Annotated in this window: 18 protein-coding genes; 9 read left to right on the top strand and 9 right to left on the bottom strand. The window is 42.1% G+C overall.

Annotated elements, in window-relative coordinates; all coding sequences use genetic code 11:
* Positions 1 to 7: 7 nt before the first annotated feature.
* The 3 genes from murF to K429_RS0100450 all read right to left on the bottom strand — a co-directional run bounded on the left by murF (position 8) and on the right by K429_RS0100450 (position 5,477).
* Positions 8 to 1,306: a UDP-N-acetylmuramoyl-tripeptide--D-alanyl-D-alanine ligase gene (gene murF / locus K429_RS0100440; RefSeq protein ID WP_007210676.1), complete on the bottom strand. Its 1,299-nt coding sequence runs from the start codon at positions 1,304 to 1,306 to the stop codon at positions 8 to 10.
* A gap of 99 nt (positions 1,307 to 1,405) precedes the next feature.
* Entirely contained in the window at positions 1,406 to 3,355 is a 1,950-nt protein-coding gene (locus K429_RS0100445) for a HAMP domain-containing sensor histidine kinase (RefSeq protein WP_231501792.1), read from the bottom strand.
* A gap of 154 nt (positions 3,356 to 3,509) precedes the next feature.
* Positions 3,510 to 5,477, bottom strand: a complete 1,968-nt coding sequence (locus K429_RS0100450) for a HAMP domain-containing sensor histidine kinase (protein ID WP_025725702.1) — start codon at positions 5,475 to 5,477, stop codon at positions 3,510 to 3,512.
* A gap of 125 nt (positions 5,478 to 5,602) precedes the next feature.
* Between K429_RS0100450 and folP the strand changes: the two genes are divergently transcribed.
* The 5 genes from folP to K429_RS0100475 all read left to right on the top strand — a co-directional run bounded on the left by folP (position 5,603) and on the right by K429_RS0100475 (position 10,805).
* Positions 5,603 to 6,469, top strand: coding sequence for a dihydropteroate synthase (folP, locus tag K429_RS0100455; protein ID WP_025725703.1), 867 nt, complete (start codon positions 5,603 to 5,605; stop codon positions 6,467 to 6,469).
* Positions 6,470 to 6,535: 66 nt separating this feature from the next.
* Positions 6,536 to 7,300: a diadenylate cyclase CdaA gene (gene cdaA / locus K429_RS0100460; protein WP_007210672.1), complete on the top strand. Its 765-nt coding sequence runs from the start codon at positions 6,536 to 6,538 to the stop codon at positions 7,298 to 7,300.
* A 103-nt stretch (positions 7,301 to 7,403) separates the two neighbouring features.
* The gene (locus K429_RS0100465; RefSeq protein WP_025725704.1) at positions 7,404 to 8,942 is read left to right on the top strand and encodes a TldD/PmbA family protein; all 1,539 of its coding nucleotides are present in this window, start codon (positions 7,404 to 7,406) and stop codon (positions 8,940 to 8,942) included.
* Complete coding sequence (locus K429_RS0100470; RefSeq protein WP_007660568.1) at positions 8,942 to 10,261, top strand: TldD/PmbA family protein; 1,320 nt, start codon at positions 8,942 to 8,944, stop codon at positions 10,259 to 10,261. The genes K429_RS0100465 and K429_RS0100470 overlap by 1 nt, the downstream gene beginning before the upstream one ends.
* A 79-nt stretch (positions 10,262 to 10,340) precedes the next feature.
* Positions 10,341 to 10,805, top strand: a complete 465-nt coding sequence (locus K429_RS0100475; RefSeq protein ID WP_025725705.1) for a cupin domain-containing protein — start codon at positions 10,341 to 10,343, stop codon at positions 10,803 to 10,805.
* Between the two features lie 20 nt (positions 10,806 to 10,825).
* Here K429_RS0100475 and K429_RS0100480 read toward each other — a convergent pair whose 3' ends face one another.
* Together K429_RS0100480 and K429_RS0100485 are read right to left on the bottom strand one after the other, a co-directional pair.
* The gene (locus K429_RS0100480) at positions 10,826 to 12,082 is read right to left on the bottom strand and encodes a carboxymuconolactone decarboxylase family protein (RefSeq protein ID WP_044096263.1); all 1,257 of its coding nucleotides are present in this window, start codon (positions 12,080 to 12,082) and stop codon (positions 10,826 to 10,828) included.
* A gap of 27 nt (positions 12,083 to 12,109) precedes the next feature.
* Positions 12,110 to 12,616, bottom strand: coding sequence for a cyclophilin-like fold protein (locus K429_RS0100485; protein WP_025725707.1), 507 nt, complete (start codon positions 12,614 to 12,616; stop codon positions 12,110 to 12,112).
* Between the two features lie 400 nt (positions 12,617 to 13,016).
* On the opposite strand from K429_RS0100485, the gene K429_RS0100490 reads away from it, so the two are divergent.
* On the top strand, positions 13,017 to 13,319 hold the full coding sequence (locus K429_RS0100490) for an AraC family transcriptional regulator (protein WP_025725708.1): 303 nt from the start codon (positions 13,017 to 13,019) through the stop codon (positions 13,317 to 13,319).
* A gap of 27 nt (positions 13,320 to 13,346) precedes the next feature.
* Here the strand turns inward: K429_RS0100490 and eis are convergent, their stop codons facing one another.
* The 4 genes from eis to K429_RS0100510 form a co-directional block, all read right to left on the bottom strand.
* The gene (eis, locus tag K429_RS0100495) at positions 13,347 to 14,390 is read right to left on the bottom strand and encodes an enhanced intracellular survival protein Eis (protein ID WP_033160329.1); all 1,044 of its coding nucleotides are present in this window, start codon (positions 14,388 to 14,390) and stop codon (positions 13,347 to 13,349) included.
* A 76-nt stretch (positions 14,391 to 14,466) separates the two neighbouring features.
* Positions 14,467 to 15,384 (bottom strand): DUF2156 domain-containing protein, encoded by a 918-nt coding sequence (locus tag K429_RS0100500; RefSeq protein WP_022209663.1) that lies wholly within the window; start codon positions 15,382 to 15,384, stop codon positions 14,467 to 14,469.
* A gap of 54 nt (positions 15,385 to 15,438) precedes the next feature.
* Complete coding sequence (locus K429_RS0100505) at positions 15,439 to 16,134, bottom strand: LrgB family protein (RefSeq protein ID WP_025725710.1); 696 nt, start codon at positions 16,132 to 16,134, stop codon at positions 15,439 to 15,441.
* Positions 16,131 to 16,469, bottom strand: a complete 339-nt coding sequence (locus K429_RS0100510; RefSeq protein WP_007210661.1) for a CidA/LrgA family protein — start codon at positions 16,467 to 16,469, stop codon at positions 16,131 to 16,133. The genes K429_RS0100505 and K429_RS0100510 overlap by 4 nt, the downstream gene beginning before the upstream one ends.
* 308 nt (positions 16,470 to 16,777) lie before the next feature.
* Between K429_RS0100510 and K429_RS0100515 the strand changes: the two genes are divergently transcribed.
* From K429_RS0100515 to K429_RS0100525, 3 genes are read left to right on the top strand one after another with little or no spacing between them, the layout of a single operon-like run.
* Positions 16,778 to 17,461 carry a hypothetical protein gene (locus K429_RS0100515; RefSeq protein ID WP_022209662.1) on the top strand — a complete coding sequence of 228 codons (684 nt, stop codon included), beginning with the start codon at positions 16,778 to 16,780 and terminating at the stop codon, positions 17,459 to 17,461.
* A 33-nt stretch (positions 17,462 to 17,494) separates the two neighbouring features.
* Entirely contained in the window at positions 17,495 to 18,289 is a 795-nt protein-coding gene (locus tag K429_RS0100520; RefSeq protein ID WP_007210659.1) for a hypothetical protein, read from the top strand.
* Between the two features lie 40 nt (positions 18,290 to 18,329).
* Positions 18,330 to 19,877: a hypothetical protein gene (locus tag K429_RS0100525; protein WP_025725711.1), complete on the top strand. Its 1,548-nt coding sequence runs from the start codon at positions 18,330 to 18,332 to the stop codon at positions 19,875 to 19,877.
* The last annotated feature ends 125 nt before the right edge of the window (positions 19,878 to 20,002 follow it).

Here is a 20,002-nt window from a genome sequence, read left to right on the forward strand (position 1 = left end):
TGATTGACTATAAATAATCAATCACCGTACTCAGTTTAATCCCGTTCGACCCTTTGATTAGGATCGTTTTTCCATGAGGTTTGCTTTTCTGTAAAACTTCGATGACTGCCGGGGCATCCGGGTAAGTCGGGAAGTTATGCTTTGCGGCGGCGAATTGCTCTCCTACCAGCATTACATCCTTGAAACCACATTCTGCCAAGAAGTCTGCAATTTTCTGATGTTCTTTCGGACCATCCTTTCCCAATTCCCTCATATCCCCCAATATCAGCATTTTATTTTCAACTTCCATATTACGGAAGTTGCTGATTGAGGCTTGCATGCTGGTTGGATTAGCATTGTATGCATCGATAATCAGTGTATTGTCTGCTGTCTGCTTCAGTTGTGAACGGTTGTTCTGCGGGGTATATTCTCGTAGTGCTGCATCTATTTTCTCCGATGCTACCTCAAAGAAGTGACCGATAGTAACGGCAGCAAGTGCATTGGCAAAATTATATTCACCGATTAGCTGTGTTTTTACTTCATGAGATTCACCGTCTTTGCCTGCTCTCCATTCAAAAATCAGATAGGGAGAATTGCCCGTAACGTGTCCGTTGACGTATAATTCATCCGCACTTCCATAAGAAATCAGGTTCAATCCCCGAGCCATATTCCTCAGATATAAATTATCGTGGTGGATGAAGATAGTAGAGTTTTTACGTTCGCGAAGATAGTCATACAGTTCGCCTTTAGTCTTGATGACCCCTTCGAAAGAACCGAAACCTTCCAGATGTGCTTTTCCTACATTCGTGATGATTCCGTATTCCGGTTCGGTAATGTCCACTAATTCTTTGATGTCACCCGGGTGGCTGGCTCCCATTTCTATGATGCCGAGATCGTGCTCTGCTCTTAGTCGTAGTAAAGTAAGGGGAACACCGATATGATTATTCAGATTTCCTTGTGTATAAAGTACATTGTATTTTTTAGAAAGAACAGCGGCCATTAGTTCTTTGGTAGTTGTTTTTCCATTAGTCCCCGTGATGCCGATAATACGTGTACCTATTTGACGGCGGTGATAGTTGGCTAGTTCCTGTAAGGTATGCAGACAGTTGTTAACTAATATGTAGTGTGAATCTCCGGCGAGTGCATATTCGGCTTCATCTATTATAACATAGGCACTTCCCGATTCTAACGCTTTGGCTGCAAAAGCATTTCCATTGAAATTGTCACCTTTTAGTGCGATGAATAAAGAACCTTCAGGGCAGTTGCGGCTGTCCGTAGTTACACTGGTACATTCCAGAAATATCTTGTATAGGGCGGTGATATCCATAACTATCTCCTTTTTGAAACGTTGTTATTTTCTGTTGTATAAAACGTTGCAAAGATAGGCATTCTCCGCTACAGTGATACATTTACAATGAAAATGTTTTTATTCTTTCAAAGGTAAAATCAGAATAAAACGGGAACCTGTGGTATAAGTTGAATCAATGGTGAGGCTACCTCCCATCTTCTCTACAATCAGGCGACTAATGGATAAACCTAATCCGGTGCCGGGCATAAACGTATCCAGTTTGTTGAAACGTTCGAAGACAGATTCTTGTTTCTCTATCGGGATGCCTATACCTGTATCGGTTACGCTAAAAAGAATCATCTTTTCTTCTTCACGAATGTGATAGGAAAGGGAAATACTGCCATGTGTTGTGAACTTTGCTGCATTTTGCAAAAGATTCATTAGAACCTGTGAAATGCGCTCGGGATTAGTCTGCATGGAGAAATTTTCCCGTTCGGGAGTAAATATGAGTTGTACATTAGGTTTCAGATAGGAATATGTCTGATCTATGCAAGTTTGACAAACACCTGTAATGTCTGCAATGGTTTCCGCAGGAATGTTTTGTTCTCCATCCAGAAAAGAAAGGTCGAGAACATCATTGATCAGTTGCAGCAGGTTAGTGCTGTTTTGTTCAATGATATGGGCGTACTCCTTGGTGTCCTCATTGTCACCGTAGTAGCTGCTAAGTATTTGTGAGAAACCTACAATGGAATTGAGTGGCGTACGTATCTCATGGCTCATATTTTGTATGAATTCCGATTTCATGCGGCTACCTTCTTCTGCTTGTTCTTTAGCATGTTTCAGTTCTACTTGTGAACGAATCAGTTCTTTGTTCTTTTCGCTAAGCTGTTTCTGAGAGATGCGTAATCGGCTGTTGAGCAGATGCTCACGATAGAAAATAATGAATCCAAGACTCAACAGGACGATTAGGAAAATAATGATACGTTGTTTGTTTACCAGATCGCGCTGTTGTATTTGTTGTTGCAGCTCGCTTTTTTCGAGATTCAGGCGTTCTACTCCCAGCATGGCGGCAAATTCTCCTGCGGCAATATCTTCATTTGTTATCTGAATTGAATCATTTAAAGCGTAATATTCCTGATAGTATTGTGCCGATTTGGAATTGTCCCCCATTTCATAATATATAGATGCGCGTCTACGCATAGCTTCTACTTTGTACCTTCCGTTCGGGTTGAATGTAGCAATTATATAATCCAGGGTTTCTAATGCTTTTTTGAATTGCTTTGTTTCTGTGTAGTATTTTTGTAGGACTTCATAATATTCTTCTACGTTTTTCTGTACCTCTTTCTTTGAGAGAAATAATTCTTTGGCTTTTTGCAGGTTTTTCCAGGATTGGGAATAGTCTTCAATAAAAAGGTAATATTGGGCTGCACGCACATGATAGTAGAACTCTTGCGTACTACTATAAAGACAGGAGGCACTTTTGTTGAGATTCTCGAGCGCTTTATCTGCTTCCCCCAATTCGCAGTAAAGGTTTGTTAATCCTGAGTAGGAGGTAGATAGATTGTACTTATCCAGATCGTATTGTAGAATGATTTCTATTTCCTTCTTTTTGTTGTCGATAGACAGGTTGAATAATCTTTTGAGGTGATAGATAGAACCTAAGACATTGTAGGCATTGGCTATGCCATTCATGTATTTCTCTTGTTCTGCCTCTTTCATCATTTTGTTAGCCTCGTATAAGGCTATGTTATATTGGTATTGCTTGATGTAGTAATTGATGAGTCTCATACTCCAAACAAAATAGTAATATTTAGGCTGATTGGTTTTCTTCGCAAAGTTTTTAACTACTTCTACATAATGATTGATACTGTCTGGTTGGCTATTTTGGTAATAATAGAAATCCAGTTTATTGCATAATGCCACGGCCTGCATGCGTTGGTCTCCTTTTTCTTCGGCCATAAGGAAAAGTGTATCTGACATTTGCACGGTGATAGGAGAACTCACTTCGGCTTTGCAACGCATATAGTAAGCATATAATGTGCTATCTACGTTGTATTCTTTTTGTGTGTCTCTTTGCTGTCCTTGCATTGGAGAACTGTATAAAGTGCCGAGACAATACAAAATGATGAAAATAGGAAAAAACGGCTTTTTTGTGTTCATTACTAATGTGGTAAAACTCTTTTTGCAAATTTAGCCTTTCTTTGTTGGAATAAAAAGTTTTTATGGAACTTTCTGGAAACTATTATATAGGTAAAGTCAGCATAAAGCGACACCCATCCGTATATTGGGTATCAAGTACAAGATTACCACCCATTCTTTCCATAATGAGACGGCTGAGGGCAAGCCCTAATCCGGTACCTTTTGAAAATGTATCTAACTTAGCGAATCGTTCGAACACAAAATCTTGTTTGTTTTGGGGAATGCCAATGCCGGTGTCAGTGATGCAAATCATGATTTGCTTTTGTTTGGGAAGAATGCGCCAGCTAAGTGTAATACCACCTTCTTCTGTAAATTTTGCTGCGTTGTGCAGTAATTGTAATACTACCTGTTCAAGACGTGCTGGGTTTGTATGCAGATAGAGTTCGTTCTGTTCAGGTTGATAAGAAAGAACGACTCCGGGTTTAACCAGGCGTTTTGCGCGTTCCATCCATTGTAGACAAAGCTCATTTAGCTCACTCTTTGTGTCGATAGGGATGGTAGTGCCACTATCAAGACTGGATAATTCCAATACGTCGTCTACTAATTGAAGCAGATGATTACTGCCTTGCTCGATGATAGTTGTATACTCTTTCGACTCTTCGTCTTCTTCGGAAATCTTGCTACTGAGTATTTGCGAGAAACCAACTATGGAATTGAGTGGGGTACGTATCTCATGGCTCATATTCTGTATGAATTCTGTTTTCATGCGGCTGGCGCTCTGTTCTGCATCTTTGGCACGCCGCAGAACTTTATTCAGTCGGGTTTCGCGAAAAAACATAATACCGACAATTACTACTATGATACATAATAGAATGATGATATGCCGGCGTGTTTCCAATTGTATTTCCTGATTTTTCTGTATTAACTCCTTGTTCTCTAAATTAAGATGTTCCATTCCCAAAATGGTTGCGAACTCTCCTACAGCTATGTCTTCCTGGGCACTATTCAGTGAATCACTGAGTTCAAAAGCTTTTTCGTAACTCTCAATTGCTTTCTGATAGTCCTTTTTAGCAGTATAGATAGCCCCACGTGTGCGGTATAGTGTTGGGGTGATAAATCCGTTTTGGCTCAGCTTTTCAAAGGCTTGTTGGAATATCCCCAGGGCTTTATCGTATTCACCGGTTTCTATGTAGTAATTGGTTTCAATTTCCAGTAGATTAGTAGCACGCTTAATACGCAGTTCGGTATTCTTGCTGAAAAGTTGTGTGGTTTCTTTTAGTGTTTCCCGGGCTTTGACCATATCTTTGGTGTGGATGTAATAACGGAGTAGTCCGCATAGATAAGCTCCTTGGTTTAGTTCATTACCTATATACAATTTACTTTCTTCAAGAGCCTTCCAAGCCTTTGCAGGTTCGTTGATGCGGAGGTAGCAGTTACTTAATTCAAGATATTTATTTGTCATATTATATTTATTCAGGTTGTATTTTAATATGAGGTCTATCAGTTTTTGCGCATATAAAGTGGCTTGTTTGTAGAGTTCTTTACTCTGATAGATGCGCAACAGTGCTTGGTAGCAATTCTGCATACCATCGATTTCTTCCCGGCTTTCCGACTCTTGTTGCATCTTGTTGGCCTCATAGAGGGCCAGGTTTAATTTCTTCTGTTTTGTGTAGTAAGTTATGAGGCGGCTGGCCCAGGCAAAATAATAATATTGAGGTTGATTGGTTTTCCGGGCAAAGTCTTTGATGGCATTGGTATACAATATCAGGCTGTCCTCTTGGCCTTCAAAGGACGGACCAAAATAGAAATGATCAGTTTTGCTGGATATGGCGACTGCCTGCATACGCAAATCTCCTTTTTCTTTGGCCATAAGGAATAACGTATCGAGCATCTGCATGACAGAAGGAGATTTTATTTCTGCCTTACAATGTTGATAATATACAAATAATGTACTGTCAACATGATACTTTTCTTGTTCGCTTGTCTGTTGCCCGTGGATATGTCCGGGAATAAGCAACCAGAAAAGTAGTAGAAAAAGAGAGACCAGTCCAGTCGTTCTGCATGCTTCCATAGTTTACTACTTCTATCTATTGGTTGTTAATCCTGAGCAAAGTTAACTTGTTTTTTTGTATTTAATGTATTTACGATAATCTTTTTTGGTTACATTTGCAAAGTATAAACGAAAAAGGATTATCCATGGAAACATTATCCTCTAAATATATTAACGTTAACGGTTCTTTGCTCGACCTGTCCGTTCCCTGTGTCATGGGAATATTAAATATTACTCCTGATTCTTTCTATGCCGGTTCGCGTATGCAGACTGAGGCTGAGATAACTGCGCGAGCACAGCAGATCTTGGATGAAGGTGCTGGAATTATAGATATCGGTGCATATTCTTCCCGGCCGAATGCGGAGAATGTTTCTCCTCATGAAGAAATGGAACGTTTGCGTATGGGATTGGAAATCTTGCGTAAGACACACCCCGGAGCTGTTATTTCTGTTGATACTTTCAGGGCAGATGTGGCACGGATGTGTGTGGAAGAATATGGAGTGGCAATCATCAATGATATTGCTGCCGGAGAGATGGATACGGATATGTTTCGTACAGTGGCTGAACTGAATGTGCCTTATATTATGATGCATATGCAGGGAACCCCACAGAATATGCAGAAACATCCGCACTATGACAATGTTTTGAAAGAGGTCTTCTTATATTTTGCACAGAAGGTGCAGCAATTACGTGATCTGGGTATGAAGGACATTATTCTTGATCCCGGTTTCGGTTTCGGTAAGACGGTAGAACATAACTATGAACTTCTGGCGCATCTCGAAGAGTTTCGTGTCTTTGAGTTGCCCTTATTGGTAGGTGTCTCCCGTAAGTCGATGATTTATCGTTTGTTGGGAGGTACTCCGCAGGATGCATTGAACGGAACAACAGTACTCGATACGATTTGTCTGCTGAAGGGTGCTGATATTCTCCGGGTGCATGATGTACGAGAAGCTGTGGAAACGGTGAAGATTGTGGAGGTGATGAGAAGGAATGGTGATAAGGTGATGGAGTGATAAGTGATAGAGGAAGGCCACTTGGCTCATAAATCATAAATTATAAATCATAAATCTTAAACTATTGTGTTTTTTGATATTGGAGTAAAAGATATTATCGATGTTTTGCTGGTTGCATTTCTGCTTTACTATACGTATAAGCTGATGAAAGCTTCCGGTTCCATCAATGTGTTTACGGGTATCCTGATATTCATATTGATCTGGTTGGTAGTGTCGCAGGTATTGGAGATGAAGTTGCTCGGTTCCATCTTTGACAAGTTGGTGAGCGTGGGTGTGGTAGCACTTATCATCCTCTTTCAGGATGAGATACGGCGTTTTTTACTGACGCTTGGTTCACATCAGCATGCCAGTGCATTGGTACGCTTCTTCACCGGGAATAAGAAGGAGAATATGCAGCATGATGAAATCATGCCGGTGGTCATGGCATGTATCAGCATGGGTAAACAGAAAGTAGGAGCTTTGATTGTAATTGAACATAATTTCCCGTTAGACGATGTGGTACGCACGGGGGAAGTTATCAATGCTGATATCAACCAACGTTTGATAGAGAATATCTTTTTCAAGAATAGCCCTTTGCATGACGGTGCAATGGTGATCAGCAAAGGAAGGATCAAGGCGGCAGGATGTATTTTACCGGTATCACATAATCTGGATATACCTAAGGAACTGGGATTGCGCCATCGTGCGGCGATGGGTATCTCTCAGGAATCTGATGCATTGGCTATTATCGTTTCCGAAGAAACCGGTTCCATTTCCGTAGCTTATAAGGGACAATTCCATTTGCGCTTGAATGCGGAAGAATTAGAAAGCCTGTTGACGAAAGAAAATTAGTTTCAGTTGTGACAAAATGATATTAAATTGCGTCTTATATACTGAAAACATATTTTATACAAAGAATATAACTTGATTATTAGCAATCTTAAAGAATAAAAAGATGGATAGACGGAATTTCTTACGGATGGGTAGTCTGGCGGTATTAGGTTCGCTGGCTGCTCCGTCGCTTGCCTTACCTGATACGGTACGGGGAGCTTTGGGAGGCACGGATAACAAATCTGCTGTAGCTGCGGCTATGAAGCATTTCGGTGTAACGGAGGCAGACCTGAAGAAGGTGCTGACTGCTGCACTTGAAAAAGGTGGGGATTATGCGGACCTTTATTTTGAACACTCTTTTAATAATGCTGTAGCCCTGATGGACGGTAAAGTGAACAATTGCAGTTCAAATATTGACTTCGGTATGGGGGTACGTGTATTAGCCGGTGACCAAAGCGGTTATGCTTATGTGGAAGGTGTGACGTTGGAAGAAATGTTGCGTGCTGCACGTACGGCTGCCCGTATTGCTTCTTCCGGTAAGGCTGGAAAGCCTGTCGCATTTAAGGAGAAGACGATTGATAGAGACCGTTATTCTGTAGTTACTCCTTGGGAAGAAGTGAGCCTGAAGGAGAAAATGCCTTATCTGCAAAAACTGAATGATAAAGTCTTTGCGTTGGACAATCGTGTACGTAAGGTGCAGGCTTCTTTGAGCGACAACACAACACATGTGCTGTTCTGTAATTCAGAAGGTGTGACTTACTATGATTACCGTCCGATGGTATCCTATATGGCTTTCTGTATTATGGAAGAGAACGGACGTATGGAAAATAACTACGCCACTCGTTCCTATCGTAAAGGATTTGAGTTTATGACGGATGATATCATCGAAGTGATAGCTCGCGAGGTTGTAGATAATACAGCAATCATGTTTAAAGCCATTAAACCTAAAGGTGGTGAACTCCCTGTGGTGATGGCATCCGGTGGTTCGGGTATCTTGTTGCACGAAGCTATCGGACATGCGTTTGAAGCTGATTTCAACCGTAAAAATGTTTCTATCTTTGCCGATCAGTTGAACAAGAAAGTATGTAATGAACATATCAGTGTGGTAGATGACGGTACGATTCCTTTCAATCGTGGTTCTGTAAACTTCGATGATGAAGGTATAGAAGGACAGAAGACTTATATCGTGAAGGATGGGGTATTGACCAGTTATCTGCACGACCGTATCAGTTCTAAACATTACGGTGTGACTCCTACCGGAAACGGACGTCGCGATACTTTCCGTAATGTACCTATTCCTCGTATGCGTGCCACGTATATGGAAGCCGGAGATATGAAGGAGGAAGATATCATCTCTACTGTAAAGAATGGTATTTATGCACAACAATTCACCAACGGACAGGTGCAGATTGGTGCAGGTGACTTTACATTCTTCGTAAAATTCGGTTATATGATTGAAGACGGTAAGCTGACACAACCTATCAAAGATATCAATATTATCGGTAACGGACCCAAAGCATTGGCAGACATCACGATGGTGGCAAGCAATGACCAGATCGATAACGGTACGTGGACATGCGGTAAGGACGGACAGTCTTGTCCGGTGACCTGCGGTATGCCTTCGGCTTTAGTAAGTAAATTAACTGTAGGAGGAGAAAACTGATGATAACAGATAATAATAAAAAACTGGCTCAATGGGCGATGGATTTCGCTTTGAAGAATGGTTGCCAGGCAGCCAAAGTTGTATTGTATGCCAATTCAAACACTTCTTTTGAATTGCGTGATGCTAAGATGGATCGTCTGCAACAGGCTTCTGAGAGTGGCATGGGAATTAATGTATATGTAGATGGGCGTTACGGTAATTATTCTACCAACCGTTTGGATAAGAAAGAACTTGAAACATTTATCAAGAATGGTATCGAGTCTACCCGTTATCTGGCTCCGGATGAATTCCGTGTATTGGCAGATCCCGCCCGCTATTATACAGGTGGCAAACCCGATTTGCAGATGTTCGATGATAAGATCTTTGGTATCAATCCGGATGATAAAGTAGCTTTGGCCCGTGCTGCCGCTGGAGAAGTTATGGGTAAGAATGATCGTATCATCTCAGTAGAGACTTCATACAGTGATGGTGAGAATGCTTCTTACCGTCTAATGAGTAATGGTTTTGAAGGTGAATCCAAATCAACCTGGTATTCAGTTTCTGCCAGTGTAGCCATTAAAGGTGAGGGTGAAGCCCGTCCGTCTGATTATTGGTATGGAAGCTCCCTGTTCTATGATAAATTGCCTAAAACAGATATCGGTTCAGTAGCACTGGAACGTGTATTGCGTAAATTGGGACAGAAGAAAGCTAAGTCTGGTAAATATACAATGGTGGTTGATCCGATAAATTCGGGACGTATGCTGAGTCCTGTATTGAGTGCTCTTTATGGCTCCTCTTTGCAGCAAAAGAACTCTTTCCTGATTGATAAACTAGATCAGAAAGTATTCTCGGATAAGTTGACTGTAATGGATGATCCGCACGTGATAGGGGCTAACGGTTCGCGTTATTTCGACAACGAAGGTGTGGCAACAGAACATCGTCCGATCTTTGAGAATGGTGTGTTGAAGACTTACTTCTTTGATACTTATAATGCCAAGAAGATGGGTGTAGCTCCTACTATTAGCGGTCCGTCACGTCTGGTACTTACTCCGGGTGATAAAGATCTTAATGGTTTAATTGCTGATGTAGCGAATGGCATCCTTGTTACCGGTTTGAATGGTGGTAATAGCAATAGCAACACAGGTGATTTCTCTTACGGTATCGAAGGGTTCCTTATAGAGAACGGTAAGTTGACGCAACCTGTCAATGAAATGAATGTTACCGGAAACTTCCTGACGCTATGGAATTCGTTGGCGGCTATCGGTAATGATGCTCGCACGGATCGTAGCTGGCTGGTTCCTTCATTAGTGTTTGAAGGAGTTGACTTCAGTGGACTTTAAGAGATTCTAAATAAAAGAAATCCCGCTTTTCTATGATGTTTATCACGGAAGAGCGGGATTGATTAATAATAATATAGGTATGAAAGCAATTGACTGGATAAACCATCTGAATATGAGTCGCCATCCTGAGGGTGGATACTACAAAGAAATATTTCGTTCCGAAAAGCTGGTTGATAACGATAAATCAGCCATGACTTCCATTTATTACCTGTTGGAAAATGAAGATAAATCAGCTTTCCATAGACTGACTTCTCCCGAAGTATGGTACTACCATGCGGGATATCCCCTGATGCTACATGTGATCCATCTCGATGGTAGATTAGTTACTCACTTGATGACTGCTGACTTTTCGGGCGAACAGCAGGTTGCCATTGAACCCGGATGTTGGTTTGCAGCTGAATTGCCTTCGCATTTCGGATATGCATTGGTCAGTTGTGCCGTTGCTCCCGGTTTTACCTTCGATGATTTTGAGTTGGGTACGTTCAATCGTTTATCGAAACTTTACCCGGATCATGAAGATTTGCTAAAACGGTTGTGTCAATAAAGGATTTATGGAAGAAAGTGTCATGCTTTTTTTATAATATCCAGTACCTTTATTGCAGCCGGAAAACCGATATAAGGCATACATTGTATGACGGCAGCAGTCAGTGTTTCCTTACTGTTCCCTACTTTCAGATTGGCTTGCAGATGTGATTGTAGTTGGGGTTCTGCACCAATTACAGTCAGTACGCAGAAGGTCAATAATTCACGCGTTTGGGTATTCAGTCCGCTTCGGGTTTGGAAATCTCCGAAATGAACTTCAGTCAGGAAACGTGCTACGTCGGCTCCCATGCCGCCCGGAACGTCTTTCAGTAATTCCTTCATAGCCTCTCCGTAAAGCGGTTTTTGAATAGCAAGACCTTTCTCCAAGCGATCTTCTTCTGTCACTGTCTCCTGTTTTTCCAAAGGTAACTTGATACCTCTTTCCGTGAATGTGGAGTTTATTGCACCCAATGCATTCAATACTTTGGGGAAGCCGATAATGGGGGCGCACTGATAGATAGCCTCGCGCAGTTCTATAGGAGTTACCCCTGTGTTTAGTGCAGCTCCGGCGTGACTTTTAAGCTGTGGCAGTTGCTGCATGGCGGCTAATGATACGCAAGTAATCATCTCACGGGTTTTTATATCCAGATCACCTGTGCGAAACACTTCTCCAAAGATATATTTCTGAAGTATATCCATCATTTCCGGATCTGTTCCTCCTCCGGTCAAAGCTTCTCCACCGAATAGTTGGGTGTAGTTCTCTTTGCATAATTCAATTCTATTCTCATCCTTTCCATTCTTACTGTTTCTGTCTTTTACAGCTTCCGCGTATTCTTCATCATTCACCACCTCAAGCCAGGTGTTCTGATTCGTTTGCGGATTGCACGCTATGGCAAGGTGTGAGAACCAACTGTCGGGTGCGGCACCGTGCCAATGTTCTACGTTGGGAGCGATTTCTACTACATCACCGGGCAACAGGCGGCGTGCAGCCTTTCCACGTTCCTGATAATAGCCCACACCACCTACGGCAATCAGTAGTTGTCCGCCTGTGTGGCTGTGCCAGTTATTGCGGCAACCGGGCTCAAACGTAACGTTGGACATCGGTACATTTAATTCTTTGCTGGTAGTCAAAGGTGCCAGCCAGGATTTACCTGTGAAATACTGTGCGTAGCCAGTATTCTCTTCCCCTACCGGGAAGTCACTGATTTTTGGAACTTCTGTTTTCATATCTTGTGCGTTTATATTGCCTGTACCGATTAAAACAACCGTTATGGCAATGATTATTCTTTTCAAATTCATAATATCTTGTTTTTATGATGGTAGATTCTATTGTCTTTCAATCTTCACGACTACATTGCCTGTTACGTCAAAAGCTTCTATTCCGTTTCCGTCGATGCGTCCCAAATGTATCAGTTCGCTGCTATGACTTCCACTTTTATAAAAGAGAGCGACGTTTCCCCAGGGAGCATATAAATCAATATCTCCCCGGGATGGAGTATGTCCTTTGGGAGCACCTTCTGTGTTGAATGCAGGTTCCGGATAAAATATCTTTTCAGCTCCGGCATAGTCATTCATAGTAACTTCTATAGGCAGACGTGACAGGAAATCACGAGCTGTAACATTATCTTTCATCGTTGCGGTAACTTCACGGTTACCTACGGTTATTTTAATCTTCATACTATTGTCTTCTGGTTTATTATCTTCGTCACCATCATTTTCGGGAGTTTTCGGTTGTTCAGTTTCCGGTTCTTCAAAACCATTGGGAGAATTGCTGCATGCCGTTATTGTAAGGGCAAACAATAACATTACTGGAAATAAGAATAGCTTTTTCATATTACTTCTTTATTAAATCAATATTTATTGGATTTTATATTCGCTTCATTCACAATGCAAAATTACCGAAGATACTCCGTAAACGTTGTATACAGATTACAGATAAAAGTAACTGAATTACTGTTTTTACCGGTTAGTGGGATTAATTTAGAATAAGAAAGGAATAGGAGTTAAGCTGCCAAGCCGCCACTTTTATTTCTTTTCCCTACTACCGTTAAGGAGAAGTCGTGCATCTGCTTATTCTTTCCACCGTGGAAAGAATAGACAGATACAGGAAAGCTCGCTAATCTTCCTCAGACAGGAACTTAAGAGATGCCGGTTTAGTGGTTGGTGATTTAAGTTTCCTTGACTTGTAACTCCGGGAGCAAGGTGGGAGATATAGTCTGTACACAAATTACGGATGGCTGTTTTTTTTGCCGGACGGGTACAGCTGAAAGGACTACCTACAGCCAGCCATTGTGCAGAACAACTTAAAATGTCTTCTTCTTATTTCGTGGATTTGCTGAAACATGATACAGGAAAGACCTTTCATGAATATGTGCAGTTTAAACGTATAGAGATTGCGAAGAACTGGTTGACAAAGACTGATAAATCAATTCTTCAGATTGCAAATGGGCTGGGATTTTCTTCTTCCAGATATTTCAGTTTGTTATTTAAAAGAATAAGTGGTTGTACTCCTGACGAATACAGGCAGCCTAACTAAATAGAACTAAGTTAGGCCGGTATTTGCTTAGTTTAGCATTAAACTCATATATGCTCGTTCCGAAGCAAAGATTTTTTCTGTTAATTGCCCGATGGTTAGTCGCTCGTGTGCACCCGGAAGTCGTCTGTGGCTATACATACATTTCCCTTTATTCAGATAATAATAACCGTTATTGGCTGAAAGTTCATTATCAATGAGGTCAATGTTCATTTCCTCTTCAGGATGTGCGGCTGCATAAAGTTGCAGTACAGGTTTGGCTTGAATGATGCGTATCATGCCCAGATCGAAAGCAGATTGATCTTTAACAGGGGGCATGATGATGTCGAGGCTTTCAGTCTGCATGTCTTGGCAAATGCGGGTGAGTAGCAAACGTTCTGCTTCGGGAGTATCTGCAAATAATTCATTTATAAACAGTTTAGAAGCTTCTTTATCGGGATATACAATGGCAAGAGCGGCGATTCCAAATTCATCCGAAAGAGTGAAAATACATCCACGGTTTAGGTTGAGGTCGGCCAGTATGACGTGGAAGTCAGCTTTTGTATGTTGCAGGCAGCAAGGGCGTTCCTGCATTTTACGACTCATATATTGATAGACATCTTCATCATAGTCTGTGTAAGCCTGAAAACACCAGCCTGTTTCGGCAGATGAAGTGAGAGAAGAAGTATCCGTTTCACTGGTTGGTAAATGAAATGTGCGTTTACCGTAACGGAAGGCCGTTGCGTAACCTACACGTGCGTAATAGCCAAATAGCCAAGGTTCGGCAGGAATAAGGGTAGTAAATGCGATATTATTACGATACATACGTCCGAATGCCTGAGATAGCAATTCTCGCATAACGCCCCGGCTACGGTAGTCGGGGTGAGTGCATGCGCCCGAAATATATGCAGTCGGTACGCTATTGCCATGAAAAGTGATCGGATAGGGAAGCATTTGTAAGGCGGCAATGACTTCATCACCACTTTCGATGGCAACATTCACTTCGCTGTTGTAACGAAGGTTAAAGTACATATCCACAAACTCGTCATTATCATTAAAACAAAGCTTCCATAGCTTCTTTACCTTTTCGCGCATTATTTCTATCTCCTATTCAAATGCTTACTATCTTTATTAACTATTTATTACTTGCTATTAACTGCTTTAAAGAATCTTACCATTTCACCGGATCTACAGGGATATCTTTCAGGCAAGCCATATATTTTTCCAGAATAATCACCGGCTGGTAGGACAGTTTGGCTTTGCGTAGTCCTTCGATACCCAAATCTTCTTCCCGGTTGATATAAGTATATTGTTCGGGAATATGATTGGCAAATTCATAATTTATCATGGTGTAGGCACCATCAATTGTGGTATCTGCTTTTTCTACATGCACGCCGAAAGTATCTTGGTTGATGGGCATACCGAAAGTGAAAGCTACAATTTTACCATCTACATGAAGAATACCTCCCGTCAGACCAAGGGCATCGAAGTTATGCAGCGCATAGATAAGGGCACGGCGTTCGTTACCCGTACCTTCGTGCTGGTCGCAGTTGTTCACTTTGCACCATTCGGCTTCCAGATCGAGACATTCCTGTATACGGTCGGAAGTGAGAGGAACATATTCATAATTGGTATAGGTCCGACGGAATTTATTGAGGTGGTTTCGTTTAGCTTGGAATTTCTTACCGGCCAATGTGGCAAGGTCGGTCCGAAGATATAGGTAGTCGGCATAATCCCTGTCCGCTTCGAAATGAAATTTGTCAGGCATAATAGCTTCCAAGTCCGCCCGCATGCCGGCACATACTCCGAGCATACAGAAACGTTCACCTTCCAGGTTGGCATCTTCTATCATGTCTTCCAGTACTTTCTTTAAATCTCCACTTCCGACGGGCATCATATATACCAGTTTCTCCCCTGCCCAGAATTTCAGTATCAGGAAGCCGTCCTGCACGGCAAACTGGGTGTCGTAAAGGAAACGCCAGCTACAGAGGTTAGAGAATGAAAGGTCACAGTTACGTCGGGGACTCTGCTGTGTATAAGATGTAATGAGTTCTTTGTCTTTAAGTTCAATGTCTTTAAATGATATCATATCGTCGTTTTCGTTAGTTTCAATATAAAGAATAACAAAGATAAAGAGAAATTGTTATAGCAACCCCAATAATCGTAAAATTGTTGGCGTAAGCAGGGCGGTGAAGATGCCATTCAGCGTAAGTCCGAGACTGGCGTAGGCCCCGTATTTACTGCTGATATCCATAGCTGTGGAAGTCCCCACAGCATGGGCGGCAGCTCCCAGGGATAATCCTTGGGCAATGGGGCTCTTAATACGCGTTAGTTTTAGGGTCTTTATTCCGATGATACTACCCAGCAATCCAACGCAAACCACTACGGCAGCCGTCAGTGCCGGAATACCCCCTAATGTATCTGCCACTTCCATAGCAATGGGAGTAGTGACGGATTTTGGGGCCAATGAATAGATTATCTCTTGTGGTGCTCCCATCAGTTTGGCAATCACCACTACGGAAACTACTCCGATGATGCAACCCGCCAGTTGTGAAAGCAGGATAGGGACCAATTGCTTTTTTATGGCTTCCAACTGTAAATATAGAGGTACTCCAAGAGCTACTACTGCCGGTTTCAGCCAGAATTCAATGAGATATCCGCCTTTGTTATAGGTTTCGTAACTGATATGCGCCATTTTCAGAAAGATAATCAGGATGGCGATAGTGAGTAAAATGGGATTAAGTAATAAAATACCAGTTTTCTTTTGCAACAGTTTTGAAAAGAAAAACACGCCGAAGGTGACGGCTAACAAGAAGAATTCGTTCTCTAAGTAACTCATTTGATTTTGCGTGCTAATTGATGAACCCACCCTGTAACGATTAAAACCAGCAGGGTGCTAACTAAAGAAGCTATGACTATCGGCCAGAACTGAGCAGCGATAATGTCAAAATAAAGCATGAGGGCTACACCGGGAGGAACAAAGAAAAATCCCAAATTAGCAACCAGGAAGTCGGACAATCCCTGCACCCATTGCAGTTTAATCCAACCCAATTTCAGAAAAAGGGTGAGCAACAGCATACCTACGATGCTGGACGGAAGCTTGATATCCGTAAGAAAAACAACCAATTCACCCAAAGCCAGGCATCCGAAAAGGATGGCGCATTGACGAATCATACTACTATTACCTATTTATTATTATTAAACTCAACTTCCTTTGGCTGAAAGGAATTAAAGGAACTGTCACTTCGCTGAAACTCTCCTAATAACTAATCAGAAGCTGAATTGTTTACTGAAAACGCTGCAAAGTTAGGCATTTTGTAGTTTGGCTGTCACTGTTTCCCGTGATATTTATTTCCATTTGTTTCAGGGCAATGAAAAAAAAAGACGTGATATGGATATTATTAGAAATATTTGCCTATTTTTGCGATAGCGATTGTATATAAAGTTTCAAGAGAAATATTAATCTTTTAAACAGGAAGAATATGAAAAAGAGTTTATTCATTAGCGCTTTAGTAGCGTTTGTTATGATGTTTTGTGTAAATGTGAATGCACAGGAAAAAGCTACAGGTAAGGCTTATAAAGACCTGAAAAAGCAGGAAAAAGTATTGGATAAGGATTTGCAGAAGAAAGCTATCAAAGAAGCTCGCAAAGAAGCCAAGAAACTGGAAAAAGAAGGCTTTAAGACTCCGGTAGGAAAACTGCCTCTGGCTAAGCAATTGGAAACAGCTTGGGAAAAACAAGCGGAATTGGATACTGAAGGTAATCCGTATTGGTACATCGCTTCTTCCAGAGCGGTAGGTGGAAATCAGTCGGCTGCTGCTTTGCAAGCTACCAATGCTGCAAAAATAGACTTGGCAGGTCAGATTCAGACCAAAGTATCTCAATTGATCGAAGCGAAAGTTGCTAATGACGACATGGGACAGGAAGAAGCTGCCAGTTTGTCAAGCGTAGTTGCTTCCAGCAAGAGTGTAATTTCTGCTACACTAGGTCGTACGATTCCTTTGGTAGAAGTATACAAAACTTTACCTAATAAGAACGTGGAAGTAATGGTTACCATTGGTTACAGCATGCAATCTGCTAACCAGGCTGCTGTTCAGGCTATCCGTAAAGAACTGGCTGCCAAGTCAGAAGAACTGGCAAAACAGTTGGATAAACTGGGCTATTAATTAATTCCATTTTCTTAAAAAAACAGATGGTGAATGAATAGGAACAACCTGATTGGGTGGATATTCCTTGTGATATGTACAATAGCTGCTCCGCTGCACGCCCAGAATTCTGTAAAGGTGAAGGGTGCGCAGGGGCGCTGGCAAGTGAGTGAGGAGATCACGCTGAAAGAAGCGGAAGAACGCGCCTTTATGGAAGCGAAGAAAGAAGCCTTGCGCAAAGCCGGTGTCATGGAGAATGTGTGGTCCGTATTCGGACAGATTTCCCAGGAGAGCGGCACGGAGTTTCACGAGGCATATTCACAGATGAACGTACTTGCGATTGGGGGAATGGTGAATGTTACCAACAAGAAAGTAGAGGAAGTGTGGGATACGAATACCCGTAGCCTGTATAAAGTGGTAACTATCGATGCCGTTGTGCAGAAAGAAGAAAAAGTGGATAAGTCGTATGCGCTGGAAGTGAAGGGCGTAGCGAATTTATATAAAGAAGGAGATGTATTTACCTGTACGTTGAAAGTGCACGGTACGGACTCCTATCTGAAGTTTTTCTGGTTTGATAGTACCGGCGGCGCATTGCTCTACCCTAATACTTACGAGCCCAACACCTTGTTGCAGGCCGAAAAGGAGTACAGTATTCCTTTCAGCAATGCGGTGGACTACCGCATGGAAAAGCAAGGAAAAGAGAGTGAGAAAATCAACATGATGATGGTGGCTACCAAGGAAAATATTCCTTTTACGGACGAGGTGACTTATCAGAATGTGTTGAAATGGGTATACTCCATTCCTAATGACAAGCGTTGTGCCTTCTACGACATGATACTTATCAAGTAATACATGTTTTTATTTTAACTTCTCTAAATCTATTGTACAGATGAATAAGATGAAGTGTTTTTCTGCTGCTTTAGTTGCCTTCTTTTTGTCGGCGACACACTTGTGTGCGCAAGACATTGAGAAAGAATTCGATGATTTCGCAAAGCAGCAACAACAAGAGTTTGAAGATTTCAAGAATAAGGCGGACGCGGAGTTTGAAACCTTTTTGCGGGAAACGTGGCAGAAGTATGAAGCATTTGCTGCGATTCCGGCTCCTGAACGTCCCGAACCACCCAAACCGGTAGAGTTTGACAAGACAAAGCCGACGATGCCGCCGGTGAATATTAAACCTGCCGCTCCGAAGGTGCCGGATGCTCCTGTGCCCAGTATGGGGGAGAAGGTTCCGGTGGATGTGAAACGTCCTGACCTGCCTGCCATTGAGGATAAACCTGCTCCGGGCGTATATGTACCGGGTAAGCCTTATACTCCTGTGTTGGTTGAAGTACCTCCTGTAAAACCGGGGAGTACGGTGTATCGCACTCCTGTAGAATTTTACGGTACTTCTTTTGAAGTTGCTCTGGAAGCTGCGGACGATCTTTCTCTGAAAGGTAATCGTGAGTCCGATGTGGCGGATGCCTGGAAAGCTATTTGTAAGAGGGATTACGAGCAGATGGTGAAGGATTGTATGACCATCAAGAAGGAGAAGAACTTGAGCGATTGGGCCTATCTGTTGTTTACGAAACAGATTGGAACACAACTATACGGTGCCGGAAATACGAATAATATTGTATTCTTGCAGATGTTTCTTCTGAATAAATCCGGGTATAAGGTACGCCTTGCCAAGATTGACGACCAGTTGAAGTTGATGGTTGCACCTGCCGGTACTATTTACGGTACACCTTATCTTACTATAAGCGGTAATAAGTATTATGTGTTTGAACCGACACCGGGAAGTTCGATGGGGATTTATACCTATCGTCAGGACTTTGCCAATGCTAAGAATTTGGTATGCTTGAATATAGAGGGTGTTCCCGCTTTCTCCATGAATGAATTTGAAAAGAGTCTGACTTCTTCTACAGGTGCTGTGAAAGTACAGACACAAGTGAATAAGAATCTGATAGACTTTTACTACGATTACCCCCAGTGTGATGTCGTGATTCACTACAAAACACCGATGAGTGAGGAATTGCGTGCTTCCCTTTATCCGCAACTGAAAACCGCTATTGCGGGTAAATCGCAGAAAGAGGCTGCCAATATTCTGCTCAACTTTGTGCAGACTGCTTTTGAGTACATGACGGACGGGGAACAATTCGGCTTTGAAAAGCCAAACTTCCCGGACGAAACATTCTATTATCCTTATTGTGACTGCGAAGACCGCGCAATGCTTTACTCTACTTTAGTGAGAGATTTGCTTGGTCTGGACACTATCTTGCTGGATTATCCTAACCATATTGCTTCGGCTGTCCGCTTTACCGAGGACATTCCGGGAGACTATGTGGTACTGGATGACGGCAGTAAATATCTGATTTGCGATCCCACCTATATCGGAGCACCCATCGGTGCCTGCATGGACCAGTACAAACAAGTGGCTCCAGAAATCATCCGTTAGTGTTAAATATTATAATAATTGCAATTCGGGGCATTTTTATGCCCCGAATTGCAATGTTGATATTGCAAAATTGTGTACTTTTGCGGCGTGAATAACACGTCTACTGGATTTTTATACACAATTTA

This window comes from Bacteroides sp. 14(A) (assembly GCF_000526555.1).
GTDB lineage: Bacteria > Bacteroidota > Bacteroidia > Bacteroidales > Bacteroidaceae > Bacteroides > Bacteroides cellulosilyticus.